We start from the raw sequence: 12,295 nt of genomic DNA on the forward strand, positions 1-12,295 counted from the left end.
GCATCTATATAAAGCGACACAGGGTGATGTTAAGACACTGGATTCGGCTGATATGATTTTTTATAACGGTGTGCATCTTGAAGGGAAAATGACGGGTATATTTGAAATGATGAGCAAGGATAAACCGACGATTGCCGTAACGGAGGCCTTCAAGGAGAACCAACTTCGCAAAGTGAGTGCATCGGAACATGATCCCCACGTATGGTTTGATGTAAAGCTTTGGATCGTTGCGGCGGAGGCAGTGGAGAAAGAATTGATTGCCAATGATCCGGACCATGAAGCAGAGTTTCGCGAAAATTATGAAGAGTACGCTCTGCAATTGGAGGAACTTGATAAATATGTTCAATACGAAATTAATAAAATACCAAAAGATCAGCGGGTGCTCGTTACAGCACATGATGCTTTTGGATACTACGGTCAGTCATACGGCCTGGACGTAAGAGGGCTCCAAGGGATCAATACATTATCGGAATATGGATCAAAAGATGTGACGGATATGCGGAACTATCTTGTGAAGAACAAAATTAAAGCGATTTTCATTGAGTCAAGCGTACCAAGGAAGGCCATCGAGGCTGTCATTCAAGGCGCAGGTAAGCAGGGTCACAACGTGGAAATCGGCGGTGAATTGTTCTCGGATGCCATGGGTGAAAAAGGGACGGAAGAAGGAACGTATATCGGAATGGTCCGTCATAATACCGATACAATCGTCCGTGCTTTGAAATAAGGGGGAGAAACTATGAATCTAGCAGCTTTGAAGGTCGAGAGTTTAACGATTGCTTATCACAAGAAGCCTGTTATCGAAGATGTCTCATTTGAGGTGCCGGAAGGGAATTTAATCGGGATCATTGGCCCCAATGGAGCAGGGAAGTCGACATTGATAAAGGGGATACTCGAATTGATCCCCAAAATATCAGGGCAAATAACAATAAGGGGTTCTACTTATAAATCGATGAGGAAGAGTATCGGCTATGTACCACAACGGGAGTCAGTGGATTGGGATTTTCCGACCAACGCACTCGATGTCGTGATGATGGGCAGATATGGTCATCTCGGATGGTTGAAGCGACCAGGTAAGTCCGAAAGGCAGAAGGGGATGGAGTGCCTGGAAAAGGTAGGGATGTCTGAATATGCTAACCGCCAGATCAGCCAGCTATCAGGTGGACAGCAGCAACGGATATTCCTGGCCCGTGCATTGGCACAGGAAGCGGATATTTATTTTATGGATGAACCGTTCGTAGGGGTGGATGCCGCAACTGAGAAAGCAATCATACAATTGCTGATGGAATTGAAGGAAAAAGGCAAAACCGTTCTAGTTGTGCACCATGATCTATCGACCGTGAAGGAATATTTCGACTGGACGATGTTATTGAATAAAAAGGTGATGAAAATAGGTCCGACGGAGGAAGTATTCATTCCAGAACACTTACAGGCAACATATGGAGGCCGTTTAGCGATACTATCAGACACGAAATCCGGCCTTTTATTAAAATGAGGTGTACATGATGAACATGCTGGATATTATTACTGATCCAAATACAAGCTGGATATTGCTTGGCACGATGTTCCTCGGATTAAGCAGCGGGGTCATCGGCAGTTTTGCCTACCTCAGAAAGCAGTCTTTGCTTGGCGATACGCTCGCACATGCAGCGTTACCCGGTATCTGTGTCGCCTTCATTTTAACTGGAGTGAAATCCACTTCTTATTTTCTAATAGGTGCGGCCCTGGCTGGCTTAGTTGCTGTCTTCTTGATCAGTGTGCTTACGAGATACAGTAAGATCAAGCAGGATGCGGCCTTGGGAATTGTCTTATCTTCCTTCTTTGGCTTCGGAATTATCATGCTTACACAGATTCAGCAGAGTGAGTATGGAAACCAGAGTGGATTGGATACCTTTTTATTCGGGCAGACGGCGTCAATGGTCATGTCCGATGTATATATGATGATGACTGTTTCCTTTATTCTCATTTTCACTTGTACCGTATTTTTTAAAGAATTCAAATTACTGTCTTTCGACCCTGGGTTTGCTAAGGGGATGGGATTGCCGGTTGTTTTTCTGGATTATTTCATCATGATGCTGATCGTGGCAGCTGTGGTGATCGGTATCCAGGCTGTAGGTGTCGTATTGATGGCATCTTTACTGATCACGCCTGCGGTTTCTGCGAGGTATTGGACTGAGCGGCTTCATATCATGGTCATCCTGTCTGGCATATTCGGAATGTTGAGCGGGGTGTCTGGAACGTTGATCAGTACATCGGTCAATGATTTGCCAACAGGACCGTTAATTGTCTTATCCGCGACAGTATGGTTTTTCTTTTCCTTGCTTTTTGCACCTAAACGAGGAGTGCTTTCATCTATATGGAGAAGGGGATCGACGAAAAAGAAATATTCTCTCGAACAGAATAGAAGGAAAGGGAGCCACTCATCATGAATGATTTTTGGATTATTTTAGTCGGGGCATTGGTGGCGGGTGCTTGCAGTGTATTGGGATGTTTTTTGATAGTCAGGAAAATGACGTTGATTGGGGATGCCATCAGTCATTCCATTTTGCCTGGAATCGTATTTGCATTTTTAATAACCGGGACTCGTGACTCTGTTCCGATGCTGATAGGGGCAGCTGCGCTCGGCTTGCTCACCGTATTCTTGATCCAGCTTTTCCAATCGTCGGGCGTTCAATCTGACGCAGCGATCGGGATTGTATTCACTTCCCTTTTTGCAACGGGGATCGTACTCGTGAGCTTGTATACGCAACAAATAGATTTTGACCTGGAACATGTCCTTTATGGCGAAATAGCCTATACTCCCTGGAACACGATGACAATCGCGGGAATCGAAGCTGGACCAAAAGCTGTTTGGATTGTCGGCAGTTGCTTTATCCTGAACCTCATACTGATCTTCCTTTTCTTCAAACAGTTTAAACTCGTGTCATTTGATCCATTACTTGCGGCTGCAATGGGAATTCCTGTACTGTTCTTTCATTACTTATTGATGAGCCTCATTTCACTGACAACTGTAGCTTCTTTTGATAGCGTAGGTTCCATTTTAGTAGTTGGAATGCTCATCATACCCGCGGCGACGGCTTATCTGCTGTCAGACCGTTTAAGCCGTATGATATGGATCAGTATCGGGGTCGGGGTGCTAAGTTCCGTCATCGGCTACTTTTCAGCCACCATTTTGGATGCCTCGATCTCAGGTTGCATGGTGGGATCGGCCGCCATATTATTCGGATTGGCCTTTTTCTTTTCCCCAAGCCATGGATTGATCAGCAGATTGCTGAAACGAAGAAAATCAAAGGAATCACATGCATAGTTCCCCCTGTCCCCTACGGGCTTCATGGAAATAACTCCAAGAAGCCTTTAAACAATTCTTCGATATAGTTGTGATTTTATTTGTTTAAAGTATAATGAATAAGTGTATTTATAGATGTATCGCAGGAGCCTTTTTAAGGGAGAGTTAAGTATGGAAGAACAAAATAAATTTTCATCTCGAATAGATTTTTCTTTGGTCACAATATTGCTGTTATTATGCGTTGGAAGTTGCTTAGCAATCTATAGTGCCCAAACGACTGGACAGTACGCTGAAAACTTCTTAATTAAACAAATTTTTTGGTATATAGTGGGGGTTGGAATCGTATTAGGGTTCATCACACTGGATTCGGACCAACTGAAAAAAATTTCTTGGTACGCCTATGGATTCGGATTGTTTTTGCTATTTTTGCTGATCATTATGCCAGATAGTATCGTACCTAATATAAATGGTGCAAGAAGCTGGTTCAAAATTCCGGGAGTCGGTTCGATTCAGCCATCGGAATTCATGAAGGTTTTCCTGATTTTGGCTCTAGCCAATGTCATATCGAACCACCATCTCAAAAACACGCTGAAAACGATCCAAACGGATATCTGGCTGCTTATTAAAATCGGTCTTGTGACCGGTGCCCCCTTAATGTTAATCATGCAACAGCCGGATTTGGGTACCGCGCTTGTCATCCTGTCCATCATGCTCGGAATGATTTTCATTTCAGGGGTAACATGGAAGATCCTGCTGCCGATCGTTTCGGGAGGAATTGTCGTCGCTTCAACGGTCCTGTATTTTGTACTTTGGAAGCCGGAGATCCTGGAAAAATATCTAGGGGTAAAATCGTATCAATTCGGCCGTATCTATTCTTGGCTGGATCCATATAATTATGCCAGCTCCGAAGGGTATCACTTAACCAGATCATTACTGGCCATCGGCTCCGGCCAGACCACAGGTAAGGGAATCGGTTCGAGGGAAGTGTATTTGCCTGAGAGCCATTCGGATTTCATTTTCAGCATCATCGGTGAAGAATTCGGCTTCATCGGATCAAGCATCATTATTTCCTTGTTTTTCCTTCTGATTTATCATATTACAAAAACGGGAATGGACACGAAAAATAACTTCTATACATATATCTGTGTTGGTGTTATAAGCATGTTGACGTTCCACGTCTTTCAAAATATCGGCATGACGGTAGGGCTTTTGCCGATTACGGGGATTCCGCTTCCATTCATCAGTTATGGAGGAAGCTCGCTAATGGGGAACATGATGGCCATGGGCTTAATATTCAGCATTCGGTATCACTATAAGAAGTATATGTTTTCAACGGATATCTAAAAATAAAGCCGGCCCCCCATGGGCCGGCTTTACTTGTAGCACAAAAACAAAAGGAGCAGAATTCACCCCCCTCAATGTTCGCTTATTGAATGTTCATTCCAGATGGAAATTGATTTTTATAACCGGAAAATTGTTGATACGATTGGTTTAAGCTTGTTGCTTGCGCCTTTTCTAAACTATACCAGCCTTTTTCGAACATAATGTTATAGAGTTCTCGCTGCATTTCCTGGTTTTCTTTGGAAACGGAGAAAATGTCTTGGAATAATGATTGGTTACTCATCTCATGCAGGGCAACGGAAAGGGAGTTGCAAAAGTACTTTTCAGTTGTGAGCATATCATTTATAAAATCCCTGTCATTCATTTGCGGTGTCTTTGCCACGGGAGATTCAGGATTTTGGACTTTGTTTTCATTGGGCATCAGGAACACTCCTTTACTGGTATTGTTGTTGAACCTGGTTTTGGTCCGGGTTCAAATGTTTCAAAATGGTATCGTAATGGCGCTGATGCATGAGTCCGCACCGATTTAACGCATCAATGATTTGCGGGTCCTTGCACTGTGTGGCAAAAAAATGTGCTTTTTTAACCGCATTAAGATTCCAGGCAAGCATATCGGTTAAGTATAGGCTATCTTTCACCGAAACCATTTCCGGCGGCTGTTTCATAAAGCCGGTGGATTGCTGTTGGCTATTAAACGAATTTTGCTGTTCCATCATTCTACCTCCTTACGTGTTCTTTAAACGAGCTTAATTTTCCCTTCATGATTTTTTTTATTCTTGATTCTAAATATCTGAAAAATGAATTAAATGGTAAAGTAATCTTGTGCATCTATTTTCCAAAATGATTTGGAGGGAAATGCAGATGGAAAGAATTTTGAAAAATCTATTCCTTTTTTTATCCAAGAATAAAGGCATGACAAAGGCAGCGAAAAAATACGGGCTGCGGTTTGGGGCATCTCGTTTCGTGGCAGGGGAATCCTTGGATATGGCATGTGAAGTGATTGCAGATCTTAACCGGAAAGGGCTTGCTGTCACCATCGATTATTTAGGTGAATTCATTGAGGATGAACAAGAAGCAAGGAAGATGGCAGATGAGTGCATCGAAGCGATCCGCATGATCGGCACAAATGAACTGGATTCACAGTTATCACTGAAGCTGACCTCGATGGGCCTGGATGTATCCGAACGAGTAGTAATGAATAACATGCGGAGGATATTAGATGAAGCTAAAGCCCATCGTGTTTTCGTGACGCTTGATATGGAAGATTTTCCGCGCTGTCAGCCGACTTTGGATGTATTCAAAAACCTTAAGTCTGAATATAATGAATTGGGGACTGTCATCCAAGCATATCTGTATCGGACTGAGAAGGATATCGAGGAATTGGATGCATACCAGCCGAATCTAAGACTGGTTAAAGGAGCTTATAAAGAACCGAGGGAAGTGGCCTTTCCCGAGAAAAAAGATGTGGATGAGAATTTCAAGAAAATCATCAAGAAGCATATGCAAAATGGCCATTACACAGCCGTTGCCACACATGATGATAAAATCATTGATTATACGAGGGACTTGGTCAAAGATCAGGGAATTCCCCTGGATCGTTTTGAATTTCAAATGTTATATGGCATCCGCACTGAAAAGCAGCTTGAACTTGCTAAAGAAGGATATAAGGTAAGGGTGTATGTTCCATATGGGACGGATTGGTATGGATATTTCATGCGCCGCCTTGCGGAGAGACCGGCCAATATTGCTTTCGTTTTAAAAGGCCTATTCAAGAAATAGATGCGAGAGCCGCCCCGGAAAAGAGACGGCTGCTCAAATTAAGAAGGATTATCTTTTGAACTGATTGTTCTGGCTGTTCACTTTATTGATTCCATGTTGACGTTCGGCGCCAGGTCCGGCATTGCCTTTAACGCTTGCTGCGCTCACGGCTGCTTTAGAAGGATTATCTTTACGCTTCATTATATAAGTCACCTCCTGCCTGGTTATTTTTAGCTGAATGGAGGAGAAATAACCTAAAGAACCCGGAGAAAAAAATATTTTTTTCCTGTTTAATCATTGCGGAATTTCCAAATATATTCTATATTAGTAATAAGAAAAAATATTCAAATTTTTTTGAATTAAAAATGAATGAGCATTCATTCAATAAAATGCGTAAGGGGGATATAAACTTGGTTCGACAAATACGAAAGGCTGCTGTTCTAGGGTCAGGAGTTATGGGATCAGGGATTGCTGCACACCTTGCTAACATCGGCATTCCGACTTTACTATTGGATATTGTACCTCGTGACCTCACTGAGGATGAAAAGAAAAAGGGACTGACATTAGATAATAAACAAGTACGTAACCGCATCAGCCAAACTGCGATTACGAAACTTTTAAAACAGAAACCAGCTCCGCTTTCGGTTAAGGGGAACATTGCGTTGATCGAGGCGGGAAACCTGGAAGATGATATAAGTCGTTTAAAGGATGTCGATTGGATCATCGAAGTGGTCGTTGAGAAGCTTGAGGTTAAGCAAAGTGTGTTTGCCCAGGTTGATCAGCATCGTAAACCGGGAAGCATCGTTTCATCGAATACATCCGGAATTTCAATCGAAGCGATGGCAGAAGGCCGTTCGGAGGATTTTCAAAAGCACTTCCTGGGAACCCACTTCTTCAATCCGCCGCGTTATCTTAAATTGTTGGAGATCATCCCTACTAAAGCAACTTCACCAGAAGTGCTCGGATTCATGAAACGATTCGGCGAAGATGTACTGGGAAAAGGTGTCGTCGAAGCCAAGGATACCCCTAACTTCATCGCAAACCGCATTGGAACTTATGGATTATTGGTCACTTTGCGTGAAATGCAAAAAGGCGGATACAGTGTTGGTGAGGTCGATTCGGTTACAGGTCCGTTGATTGGGAGGGCTACTAGCGCTACTTTCCGGACACTTGATGTAGTTGGATTGGATACCTTTGCACATGTTGCCAGAAACGTATATGACCAGGTTGATGGAGAAGAAAAAGAGGTTTTCAAAATACCTGATTTCATGAATGAAATGCTTAAAAATGGGTGGCTTGGAAGCAAGTCAGGCCAAGGTTTTTTCTTGAAAAAAGGCAAGGAAATCCTTGAACTGAATCCCGAAACCCTTGAATATGCTGCACGAAAACGATTAAAAACCTCTTCCATCGAAATGGCTAAGCAGGCCAAGGGCTTGGAAAATAAAATGAAATCGCTTGTTTATAGCGAAGACCGTGCCGGCCAATTACTTTGGAATGTTCTGAATCCGGCACTTGTGTATTCTGCCCAGCTGCTTGGGGACATCGCGGATGACATTGTGGCGATCGATCAAGCGATGAAATGGGGCTTCGGATGGTCCACAGGTCCCTTTGAAACCTGGGATGCGATAGGGATAGAAAAATCGGTAGCCCGAATGGAAGCGGAAGGCATCGCCGTTCCGCAATGGGTGAAGGATATGCTCGCTAAAGGCTTCACTTCTTTCTATAAAGAAGAAAATGGCATTGTTCACTATTATGATGATGGTGAATATAAAGAACTTGTCGAAAATCCTAAAGTGATCAATCTTAAAGCGATCAAGAAGCAAAAAGGCGTAATCAAGAAAAACAGTGGTGCAAGCCTGATGGATATTGGCGATGGTGTGGCTCTTCTTGAATTCACTTCACCGAATAATGCAATCGGTCTGGATATCATACAAATGATCAATGCGGCGGTCGACGAAGCGGAAGCGAATTTTAAAGGCCTGGTCATCGGAAACCAAGGAAAGAATTTCTGTGTAGGCGCCAATATTGCAATGATGCTGATGGAAGCGCAGGATGACAATATTCTTGAACTCGATATGGTCATCAGCCAATTCCAAAAGGCGATGCTAAAAATTAAGTACAGTGCAGTTCCCGTAGTGGTTGCCCCGTTTAATATGACACTTGGCGGGGGTGCAGAAGTGTCACTTCCGGCAGCGCGCATCCAGGCAACGACTGAAACATATATGGGATTAGTGGAAGCTGGCGTAGGGTTGATCCCAGGCGGCGGCGGGACTAAAGAACTTTATGTGAAGACGTTGAAGAATATGCCGAAGGGCGTTGACTTCGACTTACAGAAAGTGGCCAACCAAGTATTTGAAGCGGTCGCCATGGCAAAAGTTTCGACATCAGCCGAGGAAGCGAGAGAGAATAATTTCCTTAATATAGCTGATGGAATAAGCGTGAATGCGGATCATCAGCTATATGATGCGAAACAGGCGGTACTTTCCATGCATGAACAAGGTTATACCGCTCCAGCCCGCACAAAGATTCCTGTCGTAGGTGAAACTGGATATGCCACACTCCTATTAGGGGCGGAATCCATGCGCCTTTCAGGATTCTTATCAGATCATGACCTTGTCATAGCCAAAGAGCTTGCATACGTCCTGGCAGGAGGAAAACTCCCATTTGGCACGGAAGTAGATGAACAGTATATCTTGAACCTAGAAAAGCAGGCATTCCTAAAACTGATTTCGACTCCGAAATCCCAGGCAAGGATGCAGCACATGCTTGTTAAAGGTAAACCGCTCCGTAATTGATGAATAGATGATATGGCAAAAAACGAAGATTAATAGATCGATAGCTTAAAAATGAGTAAGGGGGATCCTCATGAAAGAAGCGGTAATAGTAGCTGGAGCAAGGACTCCGGTAGGAAGAGCGAAAAAAGGTTCTCTTGCTAGTGTACGTCCTGATGATTTAGGGGCTCTTGTTGTAAAGGAAACGTTAAAGCGGGCAGGGGATTATGAAGGCACCATAGATGACCTGATTATCGGTTGTGCAATGCCTGAAGCGGAGCAAGGATTGAACATGGCGCGTAACATTGGGGCATTGGCAGGATTGCCTTATTCAGTACCGGCCATAACGATTAATCGTTACTGTTCAAGCGGGTTGCAAAGTATCGCTTATGGAGCGGAAAGAATCATGCTCGGCCAAAGTGATACAGTCATTGCAGGCGGAGCGGAGTCCATGAGCCTTTTGCCTATGATGGGCCATGTAACACGTCCGAACGCGAGGCTTGCGGAAACGGCACCGGAGTATTATATGGGCATGGGTCACACTGCTGAAGCCGTTGCAAAAAAATACGGCATTTCCCGTGAAGATCAAGATGCATTTTCTGTTAGAAGTCATCAAAAGGCTGCTAAGGCCATTGCAGAAGGAAAGTTTTCCGATGAGATCGTACCGGTTGAAGTGACCCTCCGTTCAGTGGGACCAGATCTTAAATTAAAGGAAAAGTCATTTGCTTTTACACAGGATGAGGGCGTTCGTCCAGGTACGACTGCTGAAGTGTTGAAAAAACTGAGACCTGCATTCTCTGTTACAGGATCCGTAACAGCAGGGAATTCATCACAAACGAGTGATGGTGCAGCCGCTGTCATGGTCATGGATAGGGAAAAGGCCTCTTCATTAGGGATGAAACCGATGGGTAAGTTCCTTTCCTTTGCTGTAGCAGGAGTACCGCCTGAAATTATGGGCATCGGACCGATTGCAGCCATTCCTAAGGCTTTGAAACTGGCAGGTCTTGAGTTATCGGATATTGGTCTATTTGAATTGAATGAAGCCTTTGCTTCCCAATCCATCCAAATCATTCGTGAGCTCGGATTGAATGAAGAGATTGTCAATGTAAATGGCGGAGCAATCGCTTTAGGCCATCCACTAGGATGTTCGGGAGCAAAATTGACATTAAGCCTGCTTCATGAAATGAAGCGCAGAAACCAACAGTTCGGAGTCGTGACAATGTGCATCGGCGGCGGAATGGGTGCTGCTGGAGTATTTGAATTATTGGCGTAATCCCACGCCTACCGGAATCTCATGCTTCCGGCGGGCTTACCATCTTAAATACTTAGGAGGAAATAACATGTCAAATCAAACTACAGGTAACCTCATTAAAGGCGGAGCCTTTTTAGTGGAAGATATTACGTATGATCAAGTGTTTACACCGGAAGATTATTCTGATGAGCATAAAATGATCGCCAAGACTGCGGAAGATTTCGTAGTGAATGAAATTCTGCCGCAGGTTGAACATTTAGAAAACCATGAATTTGACCGTTCCGTTAAATTACTGAAGCATGCAGGAGAAATTGGTTTACTTGGTGCTGATGTTCCTGAGGAATACAGCGGATTGGGTCTTGATAAAATCAGTTCGGCATTGATCACGGAAAAAATGGCGCTTGCAGGCGGGTTCGGAATTACACATGGTGCACATGTAGGTATCGGATCTTTGCCGATCGTATTATTCGGGAATGAAGAACAAAAGAAAAAATACCTCCCTTTACTGGCGACAGGTGAGAAGATTGCTGCGTATGCCTTAACGGAACCAAGCTCAGGTTCAGATGCCTTGGGAGCAAAAACGACGGCGAAATTGAATTCGGAAGGAACACACTATATTTTAAACGGTGAAAAACAATGGATTACAAATGCAGGTTTTGCAGATGTCTTCTGTGTATACGCCAAAATCGACGGCGAACAATTCTCGGCTTTCATTGTTGAGCGTGATTATAAAGGCGTATCAACTGGCGCTGAAGAAAAGAAAATGGGAATCAAAAGCTCATCAACACGTACATTAATACTTGAAGACGTACATGTACCAGTCGAAAACCTTTTGGGTGTAGCCGGAAAAGGGCATGTCATCGCTTTCAATATCCTGAATATCGGCCGCTATAAATTAGGCGTTGGTGCGGTCGGCGGATCTAAACGTGCCCTTGAGATTACAGCTGCTTATACGAATCAACGTCAACAGTTCAAAACGAAAATTTCCGATTTTAACTTGACGAAAGAAAAACTTGCAACAATGGCCGCTAAAATTTATGCTGCAGAAAGCTCTGTATATCGCACCGTTGGCCTTTATGATCAAAGACAAAGCAAATTGACGGATGAGCAAGTGAAAGATGGGAAATCAATGGCGGCCGCAGTTGCTGAATATGCCATTGAGTGTTCATTGAATAAATTCTTCGCTTCCGAAGTATTGGATTATGTTACGGACGAAGGCGTACAGCTTCATGGCGGTTATGGTTTCATGCAGGAGTATGAAATTGAAAAAGCATATCGCGATTCCCGTATTAACCGGATCTTTGAAGGTACAAATGAAATCAACCGACTGCTTGTCCCGGGAACTTTTCTGAAGAAAGCACTTAAAGGGGAATTGCCGCTTCTTCAAAAAGCCCAAGGCTTGCAAGAGGAATTAATGATGATGATGCCGGAAGAGCCTGGCGATGAGCCACTGGCACAAGAAAAGATGCTTGTTAGGAACGCTAAGAAAATCGGTATTTTGGCAGCTGGCCTAGCGGCACAGAAATACGGCAAAACTCTTGATCAAGAACAAGAAATCCTCTCAAACATTGCCGATATCGTATCCCTTGCCTATGCAGCTGAATCCGTGGTATTGCGTACGGAAAAAGCTATTGCAGCTACAGGCCTGGAGAAGAACAAACAAAAAGTGCTTTACACTGAAATCTTCGTTCAGGAAGCTTTCAATGAAATAGAACAGCATGCAAAAGAAACGTTAATTGCGGTGGAAACAGGCGATACTCTTCGAATCATGCTTTCGTCGCTCCGCAAGCTGACAAGACACAATCCGATCAATGTCATTGCGAAAAAACGTGAAGCCTCCGTAAAGGTGATCGAAGCGGAAAAATATGCTCTATAAGCAATGAATCAGAA

General features: G+C 43.7%; 12 protein-coding genes. 9 read left to right on the forward strand and 3 right to left on the reverse strand.

All coding sequences use genetic code 11. From position 1 onward, the window contains the following. The 5 genes from ACFVSH_RS07410 to rodA form a co-directional block, all read left to right on the forward strand. A partial coding sequence (locus ACFVSH_RS07410) for a metal ABC transporter solute-binding protein, Zn/Mn family (protein WP_387705423.1) occupies window positions 1-724 on the forward strand: 724 nt, incomplete at its 5' end. Between the two features lie 12 nt (window positions 725-736). After that, complete coding sequence (locus ACFVSH_RS07415; protein ID WP_387604063.1) at window positions 737-1,492, forward strand: metal ABC transporter ATP-binding protein; 756 nt, start codon at window positions 737-739, stop codon at window positions 1,490-1,492. Window positions 1,493-1,499: 7 nt separating this feature from the next. After that, window positions 1,500-2,426 (forward strand): metal ABC transporter permease, encoded by a 927-nt coding sequence (locus tag ACFVSH_RS07420; RefSeq protein WP_387604061.1) that lies wholly within the window; start codon window positions 1,500-1,502, stop codon window positions 2,424-2,426. Beyond that, the gene (locus tag ACFVSH_RS07425; protein ID WP_387705425.1) at window positions 2,423-3,304 is read left to right on the forward strand and encodes a metal ABC transporter permease; all 882 of its coding nucleotides are present in this window, start codon (window positions 2,423-2,425) and stop codon (window positions 3,302-3,304) included. The genes ACFVSH_RS07420 and ACFVSH_RS07425 overlap by 4 nt, the downstream gene beginning before the upstream one ends. Before the next feature lie 150 nt (window positions 3,305-3,454). Continuing rightward, window positions 3,455-4,627 carry a rod shape-determining protein RodA gene (rodA, locus tag ACFVSH_RS07430; RefSeq protein WP_260285742.1) on the forward strand — a complete coding sequence of 391 codons (1,173 nt, stop codon included), beginning with the start codon at window positions 3,455-3,457 and terminating at the stop codon, window positions 4,625-4,627. 82 nt (window positions 4,628-4,709) lie between these two features. On the opposite strand, the gene ACFVSH_RS07435 is transcribed toward rodA, so the two are convergent. Continuing rightward, entirely contained in the window at window positions 4,710-5,045 is a 336-nt protein-coding gene (locus tag ACFVSH_RS07435; protein WP_387604056.1) for a spore coat protein, read from the reverse strand. 13 nt (window positions 5,046-5,058) lie between these two features. Further along, window positions 5,059-5,337 (reverse strand): hypothetical protein, encoded by a 279-nt coding sequence (locus ACFVSH_RS07440; RefSeq protein ID WP_192206987.1) that lies wholly within the window; start codon window positions 5,335-5,337, stop codon window positions 5,059-5,061. Window positions 5,338-5,485: 148 nt separating this feature from the next. Here ACFVSH_RS07440 and ACFVSH_RS07445 point away from each other — a divergent pair, with 148 nt between their 5' ends. After that, window positions 5,486-6,403: a proline dehydrogenase family protein gene (locus ACFVSH_RS07445; RefSeq protein ID WP_387604054.1), complete on the forward strand. Its 918-nt coding sequence runs from the start codon at window positions 5,486-5,488 to the stop codon at window positions 6,401-6,403. Window positions 6,404-6,451: 48 nt separating this feature from the next. Here ACFVSH_RS07445 and ACFVSH_RS07450 read toward each other — a convergent pair whose 3' ends face one another. Further along, on the reverse strand, window positions 6,452-6,586 hold the full coding sequence (locus tag ACFVSH_RS07450; RefSeq protein WP_072273724.1) for a YuzL family protein: 135 nt from the start codon (window positions 6,584-6,586) through the stop codon (window positions 6,452-6,454). 185 nt (window positions 6,587-6,771) lie between these two features. Between ACFVSH_RS07450 and ACFVSH_RS07455 the strand changes: the two genes are divergently transcribed. The 3 genes from ACFVSH_RS07455 to ACFVSH_RS07465 all read left to right on the forward strand — a co-directional run bounded on the left by ACFVSH_RS07455 (window position 6,772) and on the right by ACFVSH_RS07465 (window position 12,281). Then, window positions 6,772-9,177, forward strand: a complete 2,406-nt coding sequence (locus ACFVSH_RS07455) for a 3-hydroxyacyl-CoA dehydrogenase/enoyl-CoA hydratase family protein (RefSeq protein ID WP_387705447.1) — start codon at window positions 6,772-6,774, stop codon at window positions 9,175-9,177. A 70-nt stretch (window positions 9,178-9,247) separates the two neighbouring features. Next, window positions 9,248-10,426, forward strand: coding sequence for an acetyl-CoA C-acetyltransferase (locus tag ACFVSH_RS07460; protein ID WP_387604050.1), 1,179 nt, complete (start codon window positions 9,248-9,250; stop codon window positions 10,424-10,426). A 67-nt stretch (window positions 10,427-10,493) separates the two neighbouring features. Then, window positions 10,494-12,281, forward strand: a complete 1,788-nt coding sequence (locus ACFVSH_RS07465; protein ID WP_387604048.1) for an acyl-CoA dehydrogenase family protein — start codon at window positions 10,494-10,496, stop codon at window positions 12,279-12,281. Window positions 12,282-12,295 lie beyond the last annotated feature (14 nt).

This window comes from Peribacillus sp. NPDC058002, from assembly GCF_042886655.1.
In the GTDB taxonomy this organism is placed as follows: Bacteria; Bacillota; Bacilli; order Bacillales; family DSM-1321; genus Peribacillus; species Peribacillus aracenensis.

Bases quoted from the DNA above. Each gene is read 5' to 3' on its own strand.
- ACFVSH_RS07415 (WP_387604063.1), top strand. From the start codon at position 737: ATGAATCTAGCAGCTTTGAAGGTCGAGAGTTTAACGATTGCTTATCAC.
- ACFVSH_RS07420 (WP_387604061.1), top strand. From the start codon at position 1,500: ATGATGAACATGCTGGATATTATTACTGATCCAAATACAAGCTGGATA.
- ACFVSH_RS07425 (WP_387705425.1), top strand. From the start codon at position 2,423: ATGAATGATTTTTGGATTATTTTAGTCGGGGCATTGGTGGCGGGTGCT.
- rodA (WP_260285742.1), top strand. From the start codon at position 3,455: ATGGAAGAACAAAATAAATTTTCATCTCGAATAGATTTTTCTTTGGTC.
- ACFVSH_RS07435 (WP_387604056.1), bottom strand. From the start codon at position 5,045: ATGCCCAATGAAAACAAAGTCCAAAATCCTGAATCTCCCGTGGCAAAG.
- ACFVSH_RS07440 (WP_192206987.1), bottom strand. From the start codon at position 5,337: ATGGAACAGCAAAATTCGTTTAATAGCCAACAGCAATCCACCGGCTTT.
- ACFVSH_RS07445 (WP_387604054.1), top strand. From the start codon at position 5,486: ATGGAAAGAATTTTGAAAAATCTATTCCTTTTTTTATCCAAGAATAAA.
- ACFVSH_RS07455 (WP_387705447.1), top strand. From the start codon at position 6,772: ATGCGTAAGGGGGATATAAACTTGGTTCGACAAATACGAAAGGCTGCT.
- ACFVSH_RS07460 (WP_387604050.1), top strand. From the start codon at position 9,248: ATGAAAGAAGCGGTAATAGTAGCTGGAGCAAGGACTCCGGTAGGAAGA.
- ACFVSH_RS07465 (WP_387604048.1), top strand. From the start codon at position 10,494: ATGTCAAATCAAACTACAGGTAACCTCATTAAAGGCGGAGCCTTTTTA.